Origin of the sequence: Nostocoides sp. F2B08, assembly GCF_009184895.1 — a bacterium.
Classification (GTDB): Bacteria; Actinomycetota; Actinomycetes; order Actinomycetales; family Dermatophilaceae; genus F2B08.
On the sequence record NZ_WESE01000010.1, the window covers coordinates 52,929 to 75,212 of the forward strand.

The following is a 22,284-nucleotide window of genomic DNA, read 5'->3' on the forward strand; positions in this document are numbered from 1 at the left end:
AGCGGTGGCAATCCACGTGGATAGCCACCGCTGAACCGTCCGTCGCGAGGAGGGAGTGCGGTCAGAGCCAGGACCGGAGCCGCGAGACGAGCTCGAACCGCCCCCCAGGGGTGAAGATGTGCCGCGAGTAGATCTCGAGCAGCTTCCAGTCGTCGTCCTCCAGCAGGAGCCTGCGCGTGTGATCGGAGTCGCGTGAGGGGAGGCGTTCGTGGGTGGCGCCGTTGTATTCGCCCACCACCCTACGCCGGTAGGTACGTCGTCGCCAGACCAGGTCGCCGAACCCGATGAAGCCGCCACCGTCCCGATGTGAGATGCGGACGTTGAGCTCCGGCTCGGGTAGTCCTGCATGAACGGCCACGAGACGTGAGTGGGTCTCCATGGGCGACCACACTCGGGGGCGGACGAGTCCCAGTGCCTCGCGGGCCAGGCGCCTGCCGCGAAACGTCCGCCGAGCGATGAGTCGGTCGCGGAGCGGTCTGATGCCGACGACCGCTGGATCCGACCACCACTGTTCAGAGCTCGGGTCCGCCTGTGGAAGAAGCTCCTCCAGCCACTGCGTCGGGTGGAGCCGCTCGACCACGGCATCGCCGAGCATGACGGCGTCGGCGAGGTGCACTCGGCGGGGAAAACCCTCGATGAGGTCACACCACGTGTCGGCGACTGACGTCACGCGGAGCCCACCGAGTCGGGTGATGTCCCGGCGTTCGGCCCCTCGGTGAGACACACAGCCTGCCCGTTCGATCGCGGGTCGGGCGGTGCGCCGTATGACGTGGAGGTCCTGCTCACCCTCCAGCGCGCGGGGGAGCGGAAGTCCCCAGAGGCGAGCCGCGGTGGTGTGGGAGAACGCCGCATCGTCCGGCAACGCCAGCGCGAACGCCGCGGCACGTTCGGCGGTGCCCAACGGCGGGGCGAGGACGCGAACGCCTCTGGTCGGCATGAGCATTCGCGCCGAGCGGGTGCTCCAGTCGGTGTGTCCGGCCTCGATGGCCTCCGTCGTGCGGAAGGCGTAGCCGCGAGCCGCGGTCGACGGTGGAGTCGGACGTGTGATCGGGCGGCGCGGCATGCCCCATCGTCGCGGTGAACGGCGCGGACGGTCCGCCGTCATCCACAGCTCTGCGCGACGGACGGTTCAGCGGTGGCTATCCACGTGGATAGCCACCGCCGAACCGTCCGTCGCGAGTGGGGAGTGCGGTCATGCGAGTGAGAGGAAGAGCTTCTCCAGCTTCTCCTTGTCGAGCTCGGCGCTCTCGCCGTGGACGATGCACTCCTGCAGGCTCGTCGCGATGATCGCGAAGCCGGCCCGGTCAAGAGCCTTGGAGACCGCGGCGAGCTGGGTGACGACGTCTGCGCACTCCCGGCCCTCCTCGATCATCCGGATCACGCCCGCCAGCTGGCCCTGGGCTCGGCGGAGCCGGTTGAGGGCAGCGGCAAGGGTGTCGGGGTCGACGTTCATCGTGAGGTCCTCTGAGGTGATGGCAGACATGATGCGAGCTCCCCTCAGTGTCCCATGACCCGCTGCAGGCCCGCGTCACCCGCAGCGGCGTAGTCGTCCTGGATCAGCTCGACGTCGACACCGCGGGCCTGGAGGATGCTCGCGCCGATGACCGAGCGCATCCCGCTGGCGCAGTGCACCCAGGCACCCTTGGGGACCGACTCGGCGGCCACGTCGAGGGTCTGGAGTGGCACGTGCGTCGCGACCGCGAGGTGGTCCTCGCTCCACTCGCCGATCCGGCGCAGGTCGACGACGTCGACATCGTCGTGGTGCTCGATCCGGTCGGCGAGGTCGGCGAAGGTGTGCGGGGTGAACGAGGTGATCTCCCCGACCGCGCCGAGCTCACCCACTGAGCCGACGAACGCACCCTCGACCTCGTCGTAGCCGACCCGCGACAGGTCGCGACGTGCCTCGACCACCGCGTCGTCGCTCGGTGCGAGCAGGACGACCCTCGCGTCGCCAGGCGCCACCCAGGGGAAGTACACGCCGAGCCCCTGCCCGAGCGGGAACGACATCGAGCCGGCGAGGTGGGCGGTGATGAAGTCCTCGCGGTCGCGCACGTCGACGACCCAGGTCCCGTCGGTCTTGAGTGCCTGACGCACCTGGTCGGCGGTCAGTCGCGGGGTGGCGGTGAGGTCTACCGGCTCCGGGCCGGCCGCGTTCGCCTCCGGGGTCCGTGCGTAGTAGGACGGGAAGGTGTCGTAGCCGGCGAGCATGGTCGCGACGAAGGTCTCCTCGTCCTGGACCAGGGCCGGGTTGACCTCGCGCTCCTGGGCGATCGTCGAGGTCTGGGCGTCCCCGGTGGTCGGCGTCGCCGAGCAGAAGGAACCGAAGCCGTGCGTCGGCATCACCTCGACATCGGGAGCAAGGTCGAGTCCGAGACCACGGACCGAGTGGTACTGGTCGTGCGCCAGGGGCACGGTGAGATCGGGGCTGACCAGGTCGGTCCGTCCGACGGCGCCGTAGAGCATCGACCCGCCCGTGAAGACGGCGACGTCCCTGCCCTCGGCGGCCAGCGCATACGACATGTGGTGCGGGGTGTGGCCCGGCGTGTGGATCGGGCGCAGCTGCAGCCCGGCCCCGCCGACGAGGTCCCCCGGGACGGCGGCGAGGAAACGGAACCGCGGCTCCGGGTCACCGGCGGGTACGAGGTAGCGGACCCCGTGCTCGCGAGAGAGCACGAGCCCGCCGCTGACGTAGTCGGCGTGCCGGTGTGTCTCCACGACGAGGTCGAGGTCCACGCCGTGCTCCGAGAGAACCGCCTCGACACGGTCGATGTCGCGCGGTGGGTCGATGGCGACCGCGCCGTCACGGGTGATGACGACGTAGCTGCGGTTGCCGAGGCTCTCGGTGTCGATGGCGACGACGCGCCAGTGCTGTCCACTCCAGGTCTGTCCGGTCATGTCCACCACTATACACAGATACCCCTAGGGGTATCTAGACTCCTCAGCCCGCATTCAGCCGGTTCTCAGGATCAGCCACCACACTGGGGGTATGCAGCCACGCCCGACCGCGTCCGCGTCCACCTCCTCGAGGTCCGCCCAGACCGAGCCCGAGGCCAGCCTGCTCGTCGTCGAGGACGAGCCGAACATCCGCGAGCTGCTCGCGACGAGCCTGCGGTTCGCCGGCTTCGAGGTGACCGTCGCCGCGACCGGCGCCGAGGCGATCGCCGCCGCCGAACGGAGCCATCCCGACCTCTGTGTGCTCGACGTCATGCTGCCCGACATGGACGGCTTCACGGTCACCCGACGACTGCGCGAGTCCGGTCGCCCGCTCCCCATCGTCTTCGTCACGGCACGCGACTCGGTCGACGACAAGGTCAAGGGCCTGACGGTCGGCGGCGACGACTACGTCACCAAGCCGTTCAGTCTCGAGGAGGTGGTCGCCCGGATCCGCGCCGTGCTGCGCCGGACCCGGCCGGTCGAGGACGAGAGCAGCGCCCTGCACTTCGCCGACCTCACCCTCGACGAGGACTCCCACGAGGTGCGTCGAGCGGGACGGGTCATCGACGTCTCCCCCACCGAGTTCAAGCTGTTGCGATACCTGCTGCTCAATCCCAACCGCGTGCTGTCCAAGGCCCAGATCCTCGACCACGTCTGGGACTACGACTTCCGCGGCGAGGCCGGCATCGTCGAGTCCTACATCTCCTACCTGCGCCGCAAGATCGACCTGCCCGGGCTCCAGCCGCTCATCCACACCAAGCGCGGCGTCGGCTACGTGCTGCGACTGCCTCCGTCGTGACGTCCGCTCGTCAGCGGATCTCGCTCGGCCTGCAGACGATTCCCCTGCAGGTCCGCCTCGTCGCGATCCTGCTCACCCTGCTCCTGCTGACGGTCTCACTCACAACCGCCGGCACCGCGGTGCTGCTGAAGCGCGACCTCATCGAGCGCGTCGACGCCGAGCTGCGCGCGGCGACCCGACCCGTGGTCGCCCAGGCGCTGCAGGACATGATGGCCACCGGCTCCACCCGGATCCCCACCACGTACTCACTGGTCATCATGAACGCCGAGGGTCGCCCCGTGCTCACGATCGACTCGACGGTCGCGCGCGCCCACCCCGATGTCGCCCCCATCGCGATCGACGACGACCGGGTCGACGGTGAACCCTTCACGGTTCGCAGCGGACCGGGCGACGTGCAGTGGCGGGTCCTGGCCGGCCGGCTCTCCGACGGCCGCACGACGTTCGCCCTCGCCATCCCGTTGACGAGCGTCAACGAGACGGTGCGCCGGATGGTCGTCATGGCCGGCCTGTTCGGCATGGCCGCCATCCTCACCGCCGCTGCGACCGGGTCCTTCGCCGTTCGCCGTGCCTTCCGGCCCCTGCGGGAGATCGAGGACACGGCTGAGGCGATCGCCGGCGGCGACCTGACCCGACGGATCCCGACGCACGCAGCCGACGACGAGGTCGCGTCACTGTCCCGGTCCCTCAACGCCATGCTCGCCCAGATCGAGACCTCCTTCGCCGCCCGGGAGCAGAGCGAGGAGCGGATGCGGCAGTTCGTCGCGGACGCCTCGCACGAGCTGCGCACCCCGCTCGCGACGGTGCGCGGCTATGCCGAGCTCTACCGCCAGGGAGCCATCACCGCCCCGGACGCGCTCGACACGGCGATGGGACGCATCGAGTCCGAGGCGGCGCGGATGAGCGGCCTCGTCGAGGACCTGCTCACCCTGGCCCGGCTCGACGAGACCCCCGACCTCACCGTGCGGCCGCTCGATCTCACGGTTCTGGCCGGTGACGCGGTCGCGGACACGCATGTCCGCGAGCCGGAGCGTCGCATCACGCTGCACGGTCTGGACGGGCCCCTCGGTCCGGTGCACGCACTCGGTGACGAGGCGGCGCTGCGCCAGGTGCTGGTCAACCTCATCGGCAACGCGGTCCGGCACACCCCGGCCGGCACACCCATCGAGGTGGCGGTGGGGAACGTGGACGACATGGCTGTGCTCGAGGTGCGGGACCACGGTCCCGGAATCCCGCGCGCCGAGGCGGGCAAGGTGTTCCAGCGCTTCTACCGCTCCGACCCGTCCCGAGGCCGCTCCGGCGGTGGAGGCAACGGTCTGGGCCTGGCCATCGTCTCCGCGCTCGTCGGCCATCAGGGTGGCCGGGTCGGTGTCACCGAGACCTCAGGGGGCGGGGCGACGTTCGTCGTCCAGATCCCCCGGGCGACCACGCCCCCGGATGACACGGACGATCCGGACGAGGACTGAACGCGACCGAGGTCATCCGTTCGCCCTGCTGAGTAGCAGGACTCAGGACACAGCGGCACCCTGCGCGGGACCATGAAGTATGACGACCACGCCTGTCCCGCCGCCACGTCCGCAGCCGGACCCGCTCACACAGATCCGCGACCTCGAGTCCCGTTTCGCGAATGCCATGACCGAGTTGTATGCGGTGGGCAACGGCCTCGCCCAGATCCGGTCGTCGTTGAGCGCGGCAGCCGGTCAAGGGAGCTCGGCCGCCGCAGCGGGGCGGCCGCAGGTCCCATCCGGCGTCCCGTCGACCGGGCCACCCACCCAGGTGCCGCCGGTCGCGGGACCGGGCCCGCGCATACCGCATCCGTCCGGGGGGCCGGGGGATACCGGAGCGCCGGGACCGACGCCGGCCGCCATACCCGCCCCCCGAGCGCCGCAACCCCACTGGTGGGAGCGGCCGGGCGCGGTGGCGAGGGTCCTCGGTGTCATCGGGGCCGTCGTCACCCTCATCGGCATCGCGTTGCTGCTCGCCATCGCGATCGCGGCCGGCGTCTTCGGGCCGGTGCCGCGGGTGGTCTCGGGCGCCCTCCTCGCGGTCGGACTGCTCGCCGGTGGCGCCATCGTCCGTCGACGCTCTCCCGCGTCGCCGGGTGCAGGGGCGCTCGCGGCGACCGGACTCGCTGCCGGGTACCTGACTCTGCTCGCCGCCACGGCCGTCTACGGCTTCGTCCCCGACTGGCTCGGCCTCGTCCTCGCCGCCCTGTTCGCCGCGGGCGCCTTCGTGCTGGCCCGGGCCTGGGACAGCGAGCTGCTCGCGATCCTCGCCGCCGCGCCGCCGGTTCTGCTGGCTCCGTTCGTCAGCGGTATCGACTCGGTTGCGACCATCTCGTTCGTCGCGCTGCTCCTCGTGGGGTCCGCTTTCGCGCACCTGGGCAGGGAGTGGGGCTGGCTCTATCTGGCCCGGACGGGTCCTTCGGTCGCCATCCTGCTCGCCGGCGTCGGCACTCAGGCCGATGACACCCTGCCGACGCTCACCGTCGCGATGGCCGCGTGCCTCGGCATGGTGGCGGCCGGCTGGGTCGAGCGGTCCAGGCGGCTGGAGCACCTACCCACCGCAGCGGCGGCGGCGTCAGGTCTCCCGGTGCTCCTCGCAGTGGCCCTGCTCGAGGACGGCCGACTCGCGGTGGCCTTGGCTCTCGCGGGCGTCCTGCTCGCCGGCTCCGCCCTCGTCTCGGCGATCGCCGCCCGGTCCGGCGTGTCACGGTCGCTGTGGACCGCGCCGATGGCAGTCGGGACCGTGCTCATCCTCCAGGCCGCCACCGGTGTCTCGGACGAGACCCGCGCAGGGATCGCCCTGTCGGTCGTGGCCGCCGGCTACTGGGTCGTCGCAGCGTGGCGGCGGACCTGGCCGCTGGCGGCGGCCGGAGCCGTCCTCGCCGCGGTCTCGGGTCTGACCTTCACCGGCGTCCTCGCGGCGACCGCATTCCCCGGGCTGGCTACGCTCGAAGACCCGCTGGTGATCGTCCACGGCCTGCTCCTGACCGCCCTCGCGGCGGTGGGGCTGTACACCGCCACGGCGATCCTCGGCCGTCGCGATGCCACGCTCACCCTGATCGCCGCCGCGTGGGCGTTCATCACCGGATCGGCGACCATCGTCGCCGCCGGCACATGGCTCGGCTCGCTCGCGGGCGAGTCCCGGGTCGGCTTCTACGGCGGCCACGCGGTTGCGACCGCGGCCTGGACGGCTCTGGGCGCCGCCCTCATCACGGTCGTGGCCGGCCGCAGCCGGCACCGCGACCTCATGGTGCGTCTCGGCCTCGGCCTGATCGCCGTGGCGATCGCCAAGCTGTTCCTGTTCGACCTCGCCGCCCTGTCGGGTCTGTTCCGGGTGGTCGCCTTCGTCGTCACGGGCCTGATCGTGCTGCTCGTCGGGGTTGCCTACTCCCGCTCGGCCGAGGACGACGACTCCGAGCCGCCGCCACCGCAGCCCGAGAGCCACCCCACCGTCGCGCCCACGGGACGGCCGTGAGTCTCGCCACTCGGTGCAACACGCGAAAGTGGCTACGTCAGGTCGAGGACGTATGCGGCGAGCGGCCACCAGAAGGCGGCACCGCAGCGTCGGAGCAGCTCGGTATCGTCGACCCACTCCGGCACAGGGTCGTCCGGTGACTCGGCGCGCAGTGGCGGCGCCACCTCAGGCACGGTGGTCGAGTACACCTGCAACACATCCCGTCCCTGCACCCACAGCCCCGGACCGCCGCCGGGCAGGCGGCGGAACCGCTCATAACCGCGCGGGCGCACCGACGCCGGGTCGAGGACGAGCCCCGACTCCTCCGCCGTCTCGCGGACTGCGGTCTCCACGGGGGTCTCGCCGGCCTCGCGCCAACCGCCGCACGAGGACCACTCCCGGCGACGCTCGCTCCAGGTGAGGAGGTGGGATCCGGCGGCGTCGGTGACGAGGACCATGGACGCGAACACCCGCTCGTGCGGCATCTCCCGAACGGAGGCGACGAGGTCGACGTCGGCGCTGGTGCCGTCGGGGAAGCGTACGCCGGCCGCACGCTCGATCCCCCTGTCGCCCTTGCGTTTCGGGAGGCGCAGCCCACTGGCCGCCAGTCGGGCGAGCAGGTCCCGACCCGTGGTCTCCCGTGCTCCGGCGGCGACGACGTCGGCATAGCGCTCGGCGGGGATGTCGTAGTGGTCACCCTCGAACCCGCGCCGGGGGATGCCGAGGCCTGCGGCGAACTCGTGCAGCTCCTCGAGCGAGGTGTCGCTGATGAGGTGCGACCATAGCCGGTCGTGCGCAGGCCACACGGGCGGGTCGATCCAGAGCGTCACCCGCGCCACCCTAACGTGCACGTGCGCCGGGCCTGTCGAGGCGGCGAGTGGGGTCGGCAGGTGCCCTCCCCCAGACGGCACCCATGTCGTCACTGTGGAAAACTTCCGGCCGCCGTCGCGGGATGGACGTACCGTCGGGTCCTCGATGTTCGACACAGATGGTCGACACGTCCGATCCGAAGGAGTCACCCATGTCAGCGATCTTCCAGGTCGACACCGACCGCATCCAGGCGGCGAGCGGCGACATCGCCTCGATCTCGGCCGAGATCGAGGCTCTCGTCGCCACGATGCTCGCTCGGCTGACCGCCCTCCAGGACGCCTGGACCGGGACGGCCGCGAGCAGGTTCCAGGGCGTGGTCCAGGAGTGGCAGGGCACCCAGCAGCAGGTGCGCACCTCCCTCGACTCGATCGGTGCCGCGCTCGGGCAGGCCGGCACGCACTACGCCGAGGCCGAGGCCGCCAACGAGCGGATGTTCCTCTAGCCGAGGCGACGCCCGATGCGGCCTACTCGGTCGCGATCGCGCGGAGCACGTCGAGACGGGCGGCCCGGCGGCCGGGCCACCAGGCGGCGAGGACGCCGACGAGCGCCGCGAGCGCGACGAAGATGCCGAGCTGGGTGATCGGCACCTCGAGGACCTCGAAGCCCTCCTCGACCAGGGAGCGTTGCACGGCGACCCCGAAGGCCAGCCCGAGGCCGACGCCGAGCGCCGCGCCTAGCACGGCGATGACGATCGACTCGAGCCGGATCATCCGCCGCAGCTGGCGACGGCTGAGACCGACCGCGCGCAGCAGTCCGATCTCGCGGGTCCGCTCGATGACGGACAGGGCCAGCGTGTTGACGATCCCGAGCACCGCGATCACGACCGCGAGCCCGAGCAGGGCGTAGATGATGAAGAGCAGCTGGTCGATCGGTGCCCGGAGCTGTTCGGCATAGCCGGCCTGGTCCGTCACCGTCACGAGCGGCACGTCCGCGACCGACTCCGACAGCGCCGTCTGGAGGTCGTCGACGGGCACGGACCCGTCGCCGTTGAGGTACACCATGGCGTCCTGTTGCTCGACTCCGAGGGCAGCGAGCGCGTCAAGCCCCACGACGAGCCCTCCCGCGAGGAGCGGGTTGCTCTCGTAGACCGCGCGAACCGTGAGGTCGGCGCTCTCCGTGCCGAACGAGACGGTGACGATGTCGCCGAGAGCCGGGCCGTCGGCTGACTCGCTCACGGCGATCGACTGCTCGTCGAGGTCTGCGAAGGATCCGGCCACCACCGCCACGGGAACGAACGTCGTGATCCGCTCGGGCTCGACGCCGAGGACGAACCGGTCGTCGCCGTCGACCTGCACCACCGCATTCCTCACGCGCATGGCCTCGCCCACGCCGTCGACCGCGGTGAGCCGGTCCGTAATGGCGGGTGAGAAGGACTGCCCGACCGGATTGCTCGCGACGAAGTCACCGACCGCGTTCTCACTGATGATCCGGTCGATGCTCGCCTTCGCCGAGGCTCCGAAGACGGACATCATCGACACGAGAGTCAGTCCGATCATCAGGGCGCTGGCCGTTGCGGCGGTCCGTCGCGGGTTGCGCAGCGAGTTCTCATGCGCCATCGCGCCGACCGCCCCGAAGAGCCGACGGTATGCGGCGCCGAAGACCGCGAGGAGCGGGCGGCCGAGCAGGGGGCTGGTCAGGGCGACGCCGAGCAGGACGAAGAGGATCCCCAACCCGAGGAAGACCAGCGGGCGCGGCGCATCCGGGAGGAAGAGCCCGACCGCCAGACCCGTGACGCCAAGCCCCAGGAGGAGGCCGCCGAGGATGACCCGGCGATGCATGGAGGACTCGGCGACCACGACGTCATCGCGCATCGCCGCGACGGGTGGCACTGCTCCGGCTCGTCGGGCCGGCAGGTATGCGGCCACCACGGTGAACGCCAGGCCGACGACATACGCCGCCACGACCGGGCGCCACGTGAAGGCCAGCGGTGTGCCGGACAGGTCGAGGCCGAAGCGCCCGAACAAGCCCTGGATGCCGAGGGCGAGCCCGACACCGAGCAGGAGCCCGAGCGTGGAACCGACCAGCCCGACGACGACCGCCTCGAGGACCACCGACCGGGTGACCTGCCGCCGGGTCGCGCCGATCGCGCGGAACAGCGCCAGCTCTCGGCTTCGCTGCGCGACGAGGATGGAGAAGGTGTTGACGATGAGGAAGGCGCCGACGACGAGAGCGACGGCTGCGAAGACGAGGAGGAAGGTGTTGATGAAGGACAGCCCCTGGCCGATGGCGTTCTCGGCCTCCTCGGCCGCGGCTGCGCCGGTCACCGCCTCGACGCCCTCCGGGAGGACCTCCTTGACGGCAGTCCGGAGCTCGTCCTGCGAGACACCGTCTGCGCGGGTGACCCAGATGTCGTTGAAGACGTCCTGTCCGCCGAGGAAGAGCTCTTGGGCGTAGCCGGTCTCGAAGACGGCGACGGACGCTCCGATCGTGCCCCCCGTGAACTCGACGGTGCCGACGAGAGTCGCTTCGGCCCGCGGCGGGTCGCCGGGGGTGAGGACGGGGACCGTGTCGCCCAGCGCATACCCCGTCCGCTCTGCGGTCGTGGTGTCGAGGACGACCTCTCCGGCCGACTCGGGCCACCGACCGCTCTCGAGCGTGCCGAACTCTCGTCCGTCCGCGGCGGGTCCGCCGGTGTGGTTGACGCCGAGCGCCGGGGCGCCCTGACCCCCGACGATCTTGCCGTCCGGCCCGACGACGAAGGCCCCGGGGAAGCCGATGTTCCCGTCCGCCCGGGCAGCACCCTCGACCTCGGCCAGGTCGGCCACGACGGAGGCGGGGATCGTGGACGACCCCTGGGAGCCGTTCGCGACCTGGGTGCCCTCGGGACGCACGACGACGTCCCCGACGCTGCCGGCGACGATGCCGTCGAAGGCACGGCCGAGAGTGTCGGTGAAGATGAACGAGCCGGAGACGAACGAGACGCCCAGGATGATCGCGAAGGCGCTCATGACGAGGCGCAGCTTGCGCGCCATGAGGCTCTTCAGACCGGCTCGGATCATCGAAGGGTGCCGTTCGCGACCGCGTCGTCGAGGTGGGCCATACGGTCGAGGACGCTCTCACGCGTCGGCTCGCGGAGCTCGCCGACGATCCGTCCGTCGGCGAGGAAGACGACGCGGTCGGTGTAGGAGGCCGCACCGGCGTCGTGGGTGACCATGACGATCGTCTGGTGGAACTCGTCGACGCTGCGGCGCAGGAACCCGAGCACCTCCGCCCCCGACGTCGAGTCGAGGTTGCCGGTGGGCTCGTCCGCGAACACGATGTCCGGCCGCGACATGAGGGCCCGCGCGCATGCGACGCGCTGCTGCTGCCCGCCGGACAGCTCGCTCGGCCGGTGCCCGAGCCGGTCGCGCAGTCCCACGGTGTCGATGACGGTGTCGTACCACTCCGGGTCGGGGCGGCGGCCCGCGATGGACAGCGGCAGCGTGATGTTCTCGTGTGCGGTGAGGGTGGGGATGAGGTTGAAGGACTGGAAGACGAAGCCGATCTTGTCCCGGCGGAGGACCGTCAGGTCCTTCTCCTTGAGCCGCGTGAGGTCGGTGTCGCCCACGAACACCGCTCCAGAGGTCGCGGCGTCCAGCCCGGCCGCACAGTGCATCAGGGTGGACTTGCCGGATCCCGACGGCCCCATGATGGCGGTGAACTCCCCGGCCGCGAAAGAGATGGAGACCGAGTCCAGAGCCGTCACGCGGGTCTCGCCCGAGCCGTAGGTCTTCGTCAGGTCGGCCACCCGGGCGGCCGTCGGGGGCATCGCCCTCGACGTCGTCTGCTGGCCGTCCTGGCCTGGGTGCGAGGTCGCTTGGCCTGCGGTGCCCTCGGCGGGCGCGCTCTCGGCGGTCGTCGTCATGAGGACAACGCTAGGGGTGTGCGTGCCCTGCTCGGGGTCCGGTCCATCCCTGAACCGTCCCGGGGATGGCTGTCGACGCCTCAGGGTCGGCTAGAAGCCGCTCTCGGTGGGCTTCGGGTAGTAGGTCATGAACTTCTTGACGTGGTTCGCCTTGGCGACCAGCACATACCCACGTCGCCGCCAGCCCTCGGCCCGGTAGACGAGCGGGTGCACGATGCCCTTGCGCATGATCTTCTTGACATGACGCTTCAGGTCGGGGTCGGTGATGTAGCGCAGGAGGAGCCGCTTGGGCAGGACCGAGTACACGATCTCGTTCGTCACCGTCACCGGCTCGGGTGAGCGATCCTCGATGAGGTCCGCGACGATGAACCGCGCGACGTTGGCGCCGGCGCCGGTCACGTAGTAGTTGTTGCGGCCGATGCGGGGGTTGACCTCGAGGAACCGGAACGACCCGTCCCTTGGGTCGACCTTGGCGTCGAAGTTCGCGAATCCTCGGTAGTCGAGGTGGTCGAGCAGGGAGCGCGCGTGGTCCATCGCCTCGGTGAAGGGTGTCGTGATCATCGCGCACGGGTTGCCCAGAGCGGAGGGCGTGTGCTCCTCGAGTAGCACCTGAGCCGTGCACATGAGCGTCACGACGCCACGATGGTCGCGATAGGCGGTCACCGAGCGCATCCACGTGTCGTCGCCGGGGACGAGCTCCTGCACGACGAAGCGGTCCCGGAACCCGGACTCGCGCACCCTGCGCCACAGGTCGGCGAGCTGGTGCGGAGTCTCGACGAAGTTGACCTTCTTCTTGCCCGGATAGTCGACGAGCTCGTGTTCGCTGGACGCCGCGGCCTTGGCGACGACCGGAAAGGGCAGGTCGAGCTCGGACGGCGTCCAGTCCGGATCGTCCGCTCCGGCGAAGTCCTCGATGTGGGTGAGAGGTGTCGGCACCCCGACCCGCTCGCATGCCTCCGCGAAACGCCCTTTGTCGGCGATCCGGTCCAGCGTCGTCTCGTCGACGAGGGAGATGCGGTAGTACCGGTCCAGCTCGGCCCGGTGACGGGCGAAGAGACGGGCGTACCCGTCGGTATTGGCGAGCAGGATCACCGGGACGCGGTCCTCGTCCGCTCTGTCCGCCTCGTGCCGAGCGCGCTCCCTGCCGCGCCGGAGCAGCTCGCTGATGTGGTCGTCGTTGCTCGCGCCGATCCCGAGCAGCACGTTGTCGATGACGGCCGAGTCCACCGGCCCGGTCGCGATCCGCGAGATGACGGTGGAGCGCACCCCATAGGCCTCGTGGAAGGCGCGGGCGAGTGCGTAGACCCCGATGTCGCCGCCGAGCATGACGACGTCGAAGGCGGGGGTTGCGCTGGGCATGGGGCTCCTGGGGCGGCGGGTCGGGTGGGCGGGCCGTCGGCGCGACGGGGACCGGGTCGACGTGCCATCGTAGCGACGGCGGGCCGTCCTCAGAGGCGCACGTCCGCGACGACCGCCGTCCTCGGGTGGTCCGGATCTCCGTCCTCGACCGACCCGGTGAGCCAGGTCAGGCGCAGTCGCGGCCCGTCGATGTCACAGATCGCGAGGTTGTTGTCGAACCAGGGTCCATCGGTCACGGTCCACGGATAGCGCGGGTCGGGCACCTTCGTGGACCGTCCGGCGATGAAGCGCATCGGACCGGCGAGTCCTTTGGCGAACAGGGACATGACGACCCGGATGGGGATCGGCATCGGGTTGCGGATCGGGCTGCAGACCGCCTGGACGATGCGGGACCGGGCGCCGTGCCGGCCCGGCGCGTCGACCTCGGCGACGTAGGAGTTGTGCACGTCACCAGAGAGGAAGGTCACCGTCGCCGGGGCCTCACCGCGCTCTCCGCGAGCGACCTCCATCACCATCTCGAAGACACGCTCGAAGCCGTCGTTGAATGCGGCCCAGTGCTCGAGGTCGATCGCCTGCCGCAACCGCTCGGCGGCGTTTCCGAGGCGGCGACCGTAGACCCGCCGAGCCGTCACCTCGCTCCATGCCTCGAAGTCGTGCAGGCCCGGCGGGAGCAGGAACGGCAACGAGGTCCCGATGAAGAGATGACTGGTGTCGCCCCGCAGCCGGCTGTCCAGCCATGCCATCTCCTCGTCGTCGAGCATGGACCGGCGACCCGGCTCGAGCACACGGGCGGCGCGCGAGTCCACCATGACGAGCCGACAGTCGCCGAGGTCGCGGGCGAAGCTCCACCGGTAGCTCTCCGGGTGCTCGTCGGCCCGCTCGGCGAGTGCCTCGAGCGCGCTCGTGAGGTCGAGCTCCTCTCCGGAGCCCGACGTCTCGTGTGCGGTCACGAGCCGCCACAGCTCGTCCTCCGCGAGCTCGTCCGGGGCGAGGTTGCCGACGTGCTGGTAGACCCAGTACGACGAGAGCGCGCCGACGATCCGCTCGTGCCACCACGGCACGGTCCGCATCCGGCGGTGCCAGTCCCACGAGGTGTTCCAGTCGTCGCGGACGTCGTGGTCGTCGAAGATCATCGCCGACGGCAGGGTCGAGAGCAGCCAGCGGTTCTCCGGGCTGCTCCAGGCCAGCCGATAGAGCTCGGCGTACTCGACGAAGTCCTTGATCTCCTCGCCCGGCGGCTCGTCGAGGCCGCGCCGGTCGGCGATGAACTCGCGCATCGCCTCCGGCGTCTCGTCCGCGTAGATCTGGTCGCCGAGGAAGAGGACGAGGTCCGGCCACGGGTCGTCGTGACTGCCGCCGCCCCCATCCGTCTCGTCGTCCCCCTCCGCCGCCTCGAGCATGTGGATCGCGTAGGCGCGCAGGGCGTCCACGCCGTGCCGGCGGTTCCCCTCCTCGTCGTGCGGGGCCGTGGTACGGCACGAGCCGAAGGCGAGCCGGGTCGGTCGCCCGTGGGCGAGCAGCGGTATGCGGCTGTCCGGGAACGTCGATCCCGGCGCGGGCCACGTGTGCTCGCCGTCGAGCGAGACCGTGTAGCTCTCGCGCGACCCGGCCGGCAGACCCTCGATCACGACCAGAGCGTAGTGGTGCCCATGGACCGCGAAGGTGCGCGCCGCATACTGCCCACCGGCGACCGACACCGTCACGGTGGCCGCCCCGTCGGTCTGGACCCAGATCGTCGCCGCGTCCTCGCCCGTGTAGCGGAGCAGAGGTCCGAGCACGAGGGATGCCGTCATGCCCCCATCGTGCCTCAGCGTCCACCTCACGCGTAGCGGTGCGCCGTTCGCTCGGCCTGGCCGACGTAGTGCCCGCCGAACAGGACCGCGTGCATCATCAGCGGGTGCAGCTGGTGCAGTGCGACGAGGTCCCGCCAGCCGTCGGGCAGGTCTGCGACCTCGCTGTATGCGCTGGTCACCCGCTCCTCGCGCGCACCTCCGAAGAGGAGCAGCATCGCGAGGTCGGTGAGGCGGTGTCCGCCGTGGGCGGCCGGGTCGATGAGGACGCCGCCGGTGTCGGTCCACATGACGTTTCCGCTCCAGAGGTCGCCATGCAGCCGCGCCGGCGGGAGGTCGTCGTCGAAGTCGCCGGCCGTGAGTCGGTCCGCGACGCGGTCGAACAGGGACGTCGTCGGCCACAGTCCGCGCTCGCGGCCCATCCGGAGGGTGTGCCGGATGCGCTCCTCCCCGTACATCGGGCCCCAGGTGGCGTGGCCGGTCAGCGGCAGCGGCAGCAGCTCGTCCGCGGGCCCGAGGTAGCCGTCGCCGGTCCAGGTCGGGGGGCCGGCGCCGAAGGCCGGGGCACCGGCGTCGTGGGTCGCTGCCAGGGCTCGGCCGAACGCCTCGACGGCGGTGTCGTCCGGGTGGCCGGTGTGGAGACGCTCGAGAGTGAGGGTGTCGTCGGTGACCTCGAGGACGGGGACGACCCGGGCTCCGCCGACGCTCTCGGCCGCGGCGAGCCAGGCCAGCCCGGCGGCCTCCCAGGCGGTCGCGCCCGGGGGACCACCGCATACCCGCTTGACGTGGTGACCACTCACGGGCCCAGCCTCTCAGGTGTGTCTCGATGCTCGCTTCCCCGCATGCCAACCGCGCGACATAGCGCGCCCCTGACATGCCACCGCACCGGGCGCTCCACGACCGGCATGCCAACCGCGCGACATAACGCGCCCCTGACATGCCACCGCATCGGGCGCAGGCGAGCGGCCCGCCTCCCACGTGGGGAGACGGGCCGCTCGGTATGCGGTACGCCGGCACGTAGACCCCGTCGCTGGGGTCAGCCTGGGCTCAGAAGCCCATACCACCCATGTCGTCGCCACCCGGCATCGCGGGCGCAGCCTTCTCGGGCTTGTCGGCGATGACGGCCTCGGTGGTGAGGAAGAGCGCCGCGATGGAGGCGGCGTTCTGCAGCGCGCTGCGGGTCACCTTGGCCGGGTCGATGATGCCGGCCGCGATGAGGTCGACATACTCGCCGGTTGCGGCGTTGAGGCCCCAGCCGGCGTCGAGGTGCGCGACCTTCTCCGCGACGACGCCACCCTCGAGACCGGCGTTGATCGCGATCTGCTTGAGCGGGGCCTCGATGGCGACCTTGACGATGTTCGCGCCGGTCGCCTCATCGCCGTCCAGCACGAGGGTGTCGAACGCGACCTTGCCGGCCTGGATGAGCGCGACGCCACCACCGGCGACGATGCCCTCCTCGACGGCGGCCTTGGCGTTGCGGACCGCGTCCTCGATGCGGTGCTTGCGCTCCTTGAGCTCGACCTCGGTGGCCGCACCCGCCTTGATGACGGCGACGCCGCCGGCGAGCTTGGCGAGGCGCTCCTGGAGCTTCTCGCGGTCGTAGTCGCTGTCGGAGTTCTCGATCTCGGCCTTGATCTGGTTGACCCGACCGGAGATCTGGTCCTCGTCGCCGGCGCCCTCGACGATGGTCGTCTCGTCCTTGGTGACGACGACCTTGCGGGCGCGACCGAGCAGGTCGAGGTCCGCGGTGTCGAGCTTGAGGCCGACCTCCTCGGAGATGACCTGGCCACCGGTGAGGATGGCGATGTCGCCGAGCATGGCCTTGCGACGGTCACCGAAGCCCGGCGCCTTGACGGCGATGGACTTGAAGGTGCCGCGGATCTTGTTCACGACGAGGGTCGAGAGGGCCTCGCCGTCGACGTCCTCGGCGATGATCAGCAGCGGCTTGCCGGACTGCATGACCTTCTCGAGCAGCGGCAGGAGGTCCTTGATCGAGGACACCTTGCTGTTGACGATGAGGACGTAGGGGTCCTCGAGGACCGCCTCCATGCGCTCAGGGTCGGTGACGAAGTAGTGGCTGATGTAGCCCTTGTCGAAGCGCATGCCCTCGGTGAGCTCGAGCTCGAGACCGAAGGTGTTGCTCTCCTCGACGGTGATGACGCCTTCCTTGCCGACCTTGTCCATGGCCTCGGCGATCATCTCGCCGATCTGGGGGTCAGCGGCGGAGATCGAGGCGGTCGCCGCGATCTGCTCGCGGGTCTCGATCTCCTTGGCGCTCTTGAGGAGCTCCTCGGCGACGGCGGCGGTCGCCTTCTCGATGCCGCGCTTGAGCGCCATCGGGTTGGCGCCGGCGGCCACGTTGCGCAGCCCCTCCTTGACGAGGGCCTGGGCGAGAACGGTGGCGGTCGTCGTGCCGTCACCGGCGATGTCGTCGGTCTTCTTCGCGACCTCCTTGACGAGCTCGGCGCCGATCTTCTCGTACGGCTCCTCGAGCTCGATCTCCTTGGCGATGGACACACCGTCGTTGGTGATCGTGGGTGCGCCCCACTTCTTCTCCAGCACGACGTTGCGACCCTTGGGGCCGAGGGTGACCTTGACGGCGTCGGCGAGGGTGTTCATCCCACGCTCGAGACCGCGGCGAGCCTCCTCATCGAAGGCGATGATCTTGGCCATTGTCTGTGGTGCCTCCACACATCGAAGGGGGATGCGACCGGACGGCGCCCGCGACGGCTAGGACGACTCATCGCGGCTCACGTCGCCGTGATGGACCACCCTCACCGGCCAGTCACAAGATTGTCACTCTCATATCGAGAGTGCTAACGCTCATTATTGGCACTCTCCACCCGAGAGTGCAAACACTCGGGTCCGATCCCGCCCAGCGACGGTTCACGTCTCGAGCAACTCACCGATCGTCGGCGCCGGCCCGCCGGGGTGAGCCGCGCGTGCCGCACGCCCGATCGCGCGGGCGACGCACGTCGCGGCGGCCTCGAGCAGGTCATAGGTCTCGAGCGGTGAGGGCGCCCCCCGGGCGCCGGTCGCGAGTCCGAACACGGTGTCGCCGTCGAACATCGTGTGCACCGGGTCGATCGCCCGCGCCAGGCCGTCGTGACCGACGGTCGCGAGCCGGGTGCACTCGGCCTTGGTCAACGCCAGGTCGGTGACGACGATCGCGAGGGTGGTCGCGGTGCCGGCCTCGAGCGCGGCTCGCCTCACGCGCTGGATCTCCCGGTATGCGGCGAGCGCCTCCTCGTCGACCTCGCCCAGGTGCAGGTCGTCCTCGAGGAGGGCATGCCTGGCCGCGAAGAGCTCGCCGGTGATTGGGTCGAGCACCGAGCCGGCCGGGTTCGCGACGACGAGAGCCGCCACGGTGGCACCCGAGGGCAGGACCGCGCTGGCGGATCCCACCCCACCGCGCAGTCCCCCGCAGACTGCTCCCGCGCCGGCGCCGACACACCCGAGCGTCACAGGGCCGGAGGTCCTGGCGACGTAGGCGGCGCGACCGTCGGCCGCGTTCGGTCTGGTCGCCGCCGAGACGTCGCCACCGCGTCCGAGGTCGAAGATCACCGCCGCGGGCACGATCGGGACAACCCCGCCGGTCACCGGCCAGCCGCGGCCGTCCTCCTCCAGCGCGGACATGACGCCGTCGGCCGCCGCGAGCCCGAACGCACTGCCGCCCGCCAGGACGACCGCGTCGACGGTCGTCACGAGGTTGACGGGGTCGAGCAGGTCGGTCTCGCGCGTCCCCGGTGCAGCGCCGCGCACGTCGACGCCGCCCGTGGTGCCGGGCGGCGGGACGAGGACCGTCACCCCACTCAGGCCGGTGGTCAGGGTGTGGTGCCCGACGCATACCCCCTCGACGTCGGTGACGTCGTTGCGCGGTCCGGACGGAAACGTCGTCATGGCGCCATCCTGCCCGACCATCCTCGCTTCGACCGGGACAGCGGCGGCCGGGTCGACCCCAGCCGCCGCCGCACCCGGTCAGTCGGTGGACCGGTCAGGGAAGCACCTCCCGTTCCATCTGCCGGTAGGTGCCGAAGGAGCCGGAGGAGTCGCCAGAGATGATGACGTCACCGATGGAGCCTGTGGCGGTCGCCTGGCGCCCGGTGTCCTGGGACCGGAAGGAGTAGCTGACGCCGTCGGAGTCGCGGTAGGAGAAGGAGTTGCTCGTCCGGTAGGTGGGCCCCGTCCCGACGAGGGTCACGTCGAGAGCCACAGCGGTGTCGACCATGCCGTCAGTGAGCACCACGGTGCCGGTCAGCTGAGCCGAGGCCTTCTTCTTGGCGAGGGTCAGTGTCACCGCACCCGGGTCAGTGAAGATCCAACGCGAGTCGTACGAGCAGTCCCCGAACTCGTCGTCGAACGGCGTGATCGGGTCCGGGCAGGTGATCTCGTCGACCCATCCGAAGACATCGACCTGTTGGTCCCCCCGGGCCTCGATGCTGCCGATCGTGTAGAGCGTCTGGTCGGCGCCGATGCTCTGCGCGTCCTCCCAGAAGACCGAGGCGAAGTTGCCCGAGGACTTGGCCTGGAACGTGCTCTTGGCATCGGCCGACGTGGCCATGCCGACTGCCAAAGGCATAGCCAGCGCGGCGGCTGCGATGCGTCGAAGTGGTGAACTCATGGTGCTCTCCTCTGTGCGGTGCAGGGACGCTCCGGGTGGCCGCCCGGCCGGTGCATCCGTGGCACACCTGGAGGAGCGCAGCCCGCAGCAACACCTGAGACCACCTCGGATCGGGTGCTGTCGCATGTGAGGACCCCCTGCCACGACCTCGTCGGGTCGGTCCGCCCTGCTCCGGAACGACCGTCATCCGACGAGCTATGGGAACAGTGACACCACGGGATCCCCGTGTCGCGTCGGAACGACGACTCGAGCCGTTCGGACGCTGATCACCCGAACGGCCGCCGCGCCGGAGGTCGGAGGAGTAACTTCAGGAAGTTGGCCTGGAACCGTACCGCCAATGAGGCGACCGACTCAGACGTCGACGCCGAGCCGACGCGCCTGACGGGTGCGCTGACGCTGCGACCGTAGGCGACGAAGACGCTTGATGAGCATCGGGTCTGCGGCGAGGGCGGCCGGATTGTCGATGAGGGCGTTGAGGACCTGGTAGTAGCGGGTGGCGCTCATGTCGAAGAGTTCCTTGATCGCCGCCTCCTTGGCGCCGGCGTACTTCCACCACTGCCGCTCGAACTGGAGGATCTGCAGGTCGCGCTCGCTCAGCTCGGTGCTGACGAATGCAACCTGCTGCTGGACGTTCTCCACGGCGTGACCCTCTGTGCTCCCGGTTGACGTCGATGGCGGGCCGGCTGATCAAGGGCCTGTCTCCCCTGAGCGGTGCCCGTCGGCCGCTGCGCGACCCTGGCGTGCCGCCCACGATAACAGCCGGAACTACACGGGTGTAACTACCGCCGGGCGCGCCGTGACGGGCTCCGACCCCATTCGTCACAACCGTCCCAGCAGGTCACAGACGCCCCGGCAGGAGCACCCCGGACAGCTCGGCGACGGTCGTGCACACGGCATCGGGCCCGAGGGCGACGAGCTCGTCGGCCTCGCCTGCACCCCACGTGACCCCGACCGCAGCCATCCCCGCTGCCCGCGCTGCACGGAGGTCGACCGTCGCGTCGCCGACATAGACGGCGTCGCGGGGGTCCACTCCGAGGCGGGCGGCCCCGTGGCGCAGCGGAGCGGGATCGGGCTTGTGGTCCGCGGTGTCCTCGAGGGCGGCGGCGACCTCGACGTGTGCGATGCCGACGTGCTCGAGCGCGAGAAGAGCCGTCTCGCGCCGCTTGCTCGTGACCACCGCGACGCGGGCGCCGGCGTCGTCGAGGGCCTCGAGCAGCTCGACGATCCCGTCATAGGTGCGGATCAGCCGAGCCGTGTTGGCGAGGTTCCACTCCCGGTAGACCCGGTCGAGCTCGTGCCCGTGGTCCGGTGCGACCTCGAGGAGCGCGGGGAGCAGCGGCCGCCCGATCCACGAGCGCGCATCGGCCTCGTCGACCTCCACACCCATCACCTCGCGGAAGGCGTGCTGGTAGGACGCGATGATGAGCGGGATCGTGTCGGCCAGCGTGCCGTCGAGGTCGAAGAAGACGGTGCTCCACCGGAGCCCGTCCGCGCCGGGCTCCACCGCAGGTCGCGCCACCTCAGCGCACCAGCGGGACGCCGATGTCGACGAGCAGGTCCCGCACCCGCGTGTCGAGGTCGTCGGCGATGGCGCGCACGGTCTCGATCGGCTCCCCCTCGGGGTCGGGCACCGACCAGGTCACCTGTCGCAGTCCCGGCAGGTCGGGGATGTGGTCACCGAGGTGCACGACGAGGTCGGGCAGCCCGATGGACCGGTTCGACATGGCCGACGGGACGTCGTGGACGGGGATGCCGCGCTCGGCCATGACCTCGACGACCAGGGGGTTGAGCCGATCGGCGGGATCGGTCCCCGCCGAGCGCACGTGGACGTGGTCCCCCGCATAGTGCTCCGCGAACGCTGCGGCCATCGGCGAGCGACCCGCGTTGTGGACGCACACGAAGAGGATGTCGGGCACTCGATGGACGTCGGCTCCGATCTCCCGCGCCCGGGCGAGCAGCTCGCTGCGGGCGCGCTTCTGCACGAGGATGGCCAGGAACTCCGGGTGCTGGCTGACGGACTCGAGGGACGACCTGGCCTCGGCCACGATCGCCGCGACGGTCTCACGGTCCGCCGCCTCGGGGTAGCGATGGTGGAGGTTGTCGACGATGCGCTCGGCGTCCTCGTCCGGCAGTGCGTCCATGCCCTCAGTCTGCCGGGTCGGCCGGAGCAGCGTGAACCGTCACGCCCAACGAGGTGATGAGCTCCTCCACGCGCTGCCGGATCTCGTCACGGATCGGTCGCACGGCGTCGACGCCCTGGCCGGCCGGGTCGTCGAGCACCCAGTCCTCATAGCGCTTTCCGGGGAAGACCGGACACGTGTCGCCGCACCCCATCGTGACGCACACGTCCGAGGCCTGGACCGCGTCGACGGTGAGGATCTTCGGAACCTCCGCGCTCATGTCGATCCCCTCCTCGAGCATCGCCTCGACGGCGGCGGGGTTGACCCGGTCACCGGGCGCACTGCCTGCGGAACGCACCTCGATCTCGCCGCCGGACAGCACCCGCGTGTAGGCGGCGGCCATCTGGGAGCGGCCCGCGTTGTGGACGCAGACGTAGAGGACGGACGGTCGTTCGCTGGTGGTCATCGGTGGTCCTGTCGTCGGTGTGGTC

At 70.6% G+C, this 22,284-nt stretch carries 20 protein-coding genes; 4 read left to right on the forward strand and 16 right to left on the reverse strand.

All coding sequences use genetic code 11. The features are described 5' to 3' along the window. Nucleotides 1–61: 61 nt before the first annotated feature. The 3 genes from GA707_RS17790 to GA707_RS17800 all read right to left on the reverse strand — a co-directional run bounded on the left by GA707_RS17790 (nucleotide 62) and on the right by GA707_RS17800 (nucleotide 2,895). A complete protein-coding gene (locus GA707_RS17790) occupies nucleotides 62–1,063 on the reverse strand; it encodes a hypothetical protein (protein ID WP_152179795.1) in 1,002 nt (333 codons plus the stop codon). Between the two features lie 129 nt (nucleotides 1,064–1,192). Then, nucleotides 1,193–1,453 (reverse strand): metal-sensitive transcriptional regulator, encoded by a 261-nt coding sequence (locus GA707_RS17795; RefSeq protein WP_152179861.1) that lies wholly within the window; start codon nucleotides 1,451–1,453, stop codon nucleotides 1,193–1,195. Between the two features lie 44 nt (nucleotides 1,454–1,497). Then, nucleotides 1,498–2,895 (reverse strand): MBL fold metallo-hydrolase, encoded by a 1,398-nt coding sequence (locus tag GA707_RS17800; RefSeq protein ID WP_152179796.1) that lies wholly within the window; start codon nucleotides 2,893–2,895, stop codon nucleotides 1,498–1,500. 91 nt (nucleotides 2,896–2,986) lie between these two features. Here GA707_RS17800 and GA707_RS17805 point away from each other — a divergent pair, with 91 nt between their 5' ends. The 3 genes from GA707_RS17805 to GA707_RS17815 all read left to right on the forward strand — a co-directional run bounded on the left by GA707_RS17805 (nucleotide 2,987) and on the right by GA707_RS17815 (nucleotide 7,210). Beyond that, nucleotides 2,987–3,733, forward strand: a complete 747-nt coding sequence (locus GA707_RS17805; protein WP_152179797.1) for a response regulator transcription factor — start codon at nucleotides 2,987–2,989, stop codon at nucleotides 3,731–3,733. Further along, nucleotides 3,730–5,196, forward strand: coding sequence for a cell wall metabolism sensor histidine kinase WalK (locus GA707_RS17810; protein WP_152179798.1), 1,467 nt, complete (start codon nucleotides 3,730–3,732; stop codon nucleotides 5,194–5,196). The genes GA707_RS17805 and GA707_RS17810 overlap by 4 nt, the downstream gene beginning before the upstream one ends. A 79-nt stretch (nucleotides 5,197–5,275) precedes the next feature. After that, entirely contained in the window at nucleotides 5,276–7,210 is a 1,935-nt protein-coding gene (locus GA707_RS17815; RefSeq protein ID WP_152179799.1) for a DUF2339 domain-containing protein, read from the forward strand. A 32-nt stretch (nucleotides 7,211–7,242) separates the two neighbouring features. On the opposite strand, the gene GA707_RS17820 is transcribed toward GA707_RS17815, so the two are convergent. Next, nucleotides 7,243–8,019 carry a DUF4031 domain-containing protein gene (locus tag GA707_RS17820; RefSeq protein WP_152179800.1) on the reverse strand — a complete coding sequence of 259 codons (777 nt, stop codon included), beginning with the start codon at nucleotides 8,017–8,019 and terminating at the stop codon, nucleotides 7,243–7,245. A 191-nt stretch (nucleotides 8,020–8,210) separates the two neighbouring features. Between GA707_RS17820 and GA707_RS17825 the strand changes: the two genes are divergently transcribed. Beyond that, nucleotides 8,211–8,501: a WXG100 family type VII secretion target gene (locus GA707_RS17825; RefSeq protein WP_152179801.1), complete on the forward strand. Its 291-nt coding sequence runs from the start codon at nucleotides 8,211–8,213 to the stop codon at nucleotides 8,499–8,501. Nucleotides 8,502–8,523: 22 nt separating this feature from the next. On the opposite strand, the gene GA707_RS17830 is transcribed toward GA707_RS17825, so the two are convergent. The 12 genes from GA707_RS17830 to GA707_RS17885 form a co-directional block, all read right to left on the reverse strand. Next, nucleotides 8,524–11,058 (reverse strand): ABC transporter permease, encoded by a 2,535-nt coding sequence (locus GA707_RS17830; protein WP_152179802.1) that lies wholly within the window; start codon nucleotides 11,056–11,058, stop codon nucleotides 8,524–8,526. Continuing rightward, nucleotides 11,055–11,903, reverse strand: coding sequence for an ABC transporter ATP-binding protein (locus GA707_RS17835; protein ID WP_370460058.1), 849 nt, complete (start codon nucleotides 11,901–11,903; stop codon nucleotides 11,055–11,057). Before GA707_RS17835 ends, GA707_RS17830 begins: the two co-directional genes overlap by 4 nt. Before the next feature lie 90 nt (nucleotides 11,904–11,993). Continuing rightward, nucleotides 11,994–13,262 carry a carboxylate--amine ligase gene (locus tag GA707_RS17840; RefSeq protein ID WP_152179803.1) on the reverse strand — a complete coding sequence of 423 codons (1,269 nt, stop codon included), beginning with the start codon at nucleotides 13,260–13,262 and terminating at the stop codon, nucleotides 11,994–11,996. Between the two features lie 89 nt (nucleotides 13,263–13,351). Beyond that, a complete protein-coding gene (locus GA707_RS17845) occupies nucleotides 13,352–15,055 on the reverse strand; it encodes an alkaline phosphatase D family protein (protein ID WP_152179804.1) in 1,704 nt (567 codons plus the stop codon). 26 nt (nucleotides 15,056–15,081) lie between these two features. Further along, nucleotides 15,082–15,852 (reverse strand): fructosamine kinase family protein, encoded by a 771-nt coding sequence (locus tag GA707_RS17850; protein WP_152179805.1) that lies wholly within the window; start codon nucleotides 15,850–15,852, stop codon nucleotides 15,082–15,084. 247 nt (nucleotides 15,853–16,099) lie between these two features. Further along, nucleotides 16,100–17,725 (reverse strand): chaperonin GroEL, encoded by a 1,626-nt coding sequence (gene groL / locus GA707_RS17855; RefSeq protein WP_152179806.1) that lies wholly within the window; start codon nucleotides 17,723–17,725, stop codon nucleotides 16,100–16,102. 213 nt (nucleotides 17,726–17,938) lie between these two features. Next, nucleotides 17,939–18,952, reverse strand: a complete 1,014-nt coding sequence (locus GA707_RS17860; RefSeq protein ID WP_152179807.1) for a P1 family peptidase — start codon at nucleotides 18,950–18,952, stop codon at nucleotides 17,939–17,941. Nucleotides 18,953–19,046: 94 nt separating this feature from the next. After that, nucleotides 19,047–19,673: a hypothetical protein gene (locus GA707_RS17865; protein WP_152179808.1), complete on the reverse strand. Its 627-nt coding sequence runs from the start codon at nucleotides 19,671–19,673 to the stop codon at nucleotides 19,047–19,049. Between the two features lie 351 nt (nucleotides 19,674–20,024). Continuing rightward, nucleotides 20,025–20,312: a DUF3263 domain-containing protein gene (locus tag GA707_RS17870; protein WP_152179809.1), complete on the reverse strand. Its 288-nt coding sequence runs from the start codon at nucleotides 20,310–20,312 to the stop codon at nucleotides 20,025–20,027. A 199-nt stretch (nucleotides 20,313–20,511) separates the two neighbouring features. Then, complete coding sequence (locus GA707_RS17875; RefSeq protein ID WP_226963927.1) at nucleotides 20,512–21,192, reverse strand: HAD family hydrolase; 681 nt, start codon at nucleotides 21,190–21,192, stop codon at nucleotides 20,512–20,514. A gap of 1 nt (nucleotide 21,193) precedes the next feature. Continuing rightward, nucleotides 21,194–21,814, reverse strand: a complete 621-nt coding sequence (locus GA707_RS17880) for a low molecular weight phosphatase family protein (RefSeq protein WP_152179810.1) — start codon at nucleotides 21,812–21,814, stop codon at nucleotides 21,194–21,196. Between the two features lie 4 nt (nucleotides 21,815–21,818). Next, the gene (locus GA707_RS17885; RefSeq protein WP_152179811.1) at nucleotides 21,819–22,259 is read right to left on the reverse strand and encodes an arsenate reductase ArsC; all 441 of its coding nucleotides are present in this window, start codon (nucleotides 22,257–22,259) and stop codon (nucleotides 21,819–21,821) included. Nucleotides 22,260–22,284 lie beyond the last annotated feature (25 nt).

Bases quoted from the DNA above. Each gene is read 5' to 3' on its own strand.
- GA707_RS17790 (WP_152179795.1), bottom strand. From the start codon at position 1,063: ATGCCGCGCCGCCCGATCACACGTCCGACTCCACCGTCGACCGCGGCT.
- GA707_RS17795 (WP_152179861.1), bottom strand. From the start codon at position 1,453: ATGAACGTCGACCCCGACACCCTTGCCGCTGCCCTCAACCGGCTCCGC.
- GA707_RS17800 (WP_152179796.1), bottom strand. From the start codon at position 2,895: ATGACCGGACAGACCTGGAGTGGACAGCACTGGCGCGTCGTCGCCATC.
- GA707_RS17805 (WP_152179797.1), top strand. From the start codon at position 2,987: ATGCAGCCACGCCCGACCGCGTCCGCGTCCACCTCCTCGAGGTCCGCC.
- GA707_RS17815 (WP_152179799.1), top strand. From the start codon at position 5,276: ATGACGACCACGCCTGTCCCGCCGCCACGTCCGCAGCCGGACCCGCTC.
- GA707_RS17825 (WP_152179801.1), top strand. From the start codon at position 8,211: ATGTCAGCGATCTTCCAGGTCGACACCGACCGCATCCAGGCGGCGAGC.
- GA707_RS17830 (WP_152179802.1), bottom strand. From the start codon at position 11,058: ATGATCCGAGCCGGTCTGAAGAGCCTCATGGCGCGCAAGCTGCGCCTC.
- GA707_RS17835 (WP_370460058.1), bottom strand. From the start codon at position 11,903: ATGACGACGACCGCCGAGAGCGCGCCCGCCGAGGGCACCGCAGGCCAA.
- GA707_RS17840 (WP_152179803.1), bottom strand. From the start codon at position 13,262: ATGCCCAGCGCAACCCCCGCCTTCGACGTCGTCATGCTCGGCGGCGAC.
- GA707_RS17845 (WP_152179804.1), bottom strand. From the start codon at position 15,055: ATGACGGCATCCCTCGTGCTCGGACCTCTGCTCCGCTACACGGGCGAG.
- groL (WP_152179806.1), bottom strand. From the start codon at position 17,725: ATGGCCAAGATCATCGCCTTCGATGAGGAGGCTCGCCGCGGTCTCGAG.
- GA707_RS17860 (WP_152179807.1), bottom strand. From the start codon at position 18,952: ATGACGACGTTTCCGTCCGGACCGCGCAACGACGTCACCGACGTCGAG.
- GA707_RS17865 (WP_152179808.1), bottom strand. From the start codon at position 19,673: ATGAGTTCACCACTTCGACGCATCGCAGCCGCCGCGCTGGCTATGCCT.
- GA707_RS17880 (WP_152179810.1), bottom strand. From the start codon at position 21,814: ATGGACGCACTGCCGGACGAGGACGCCGAGCGCATCGTCGACAACCTC.
- GA707_RS17885 (WP_152179811.1), bottom strand. From the start codon at position 22,259: ATGACCACCAGCGAACGACCGTCCGTCCTCTACGTCTGCGTCCACAAC.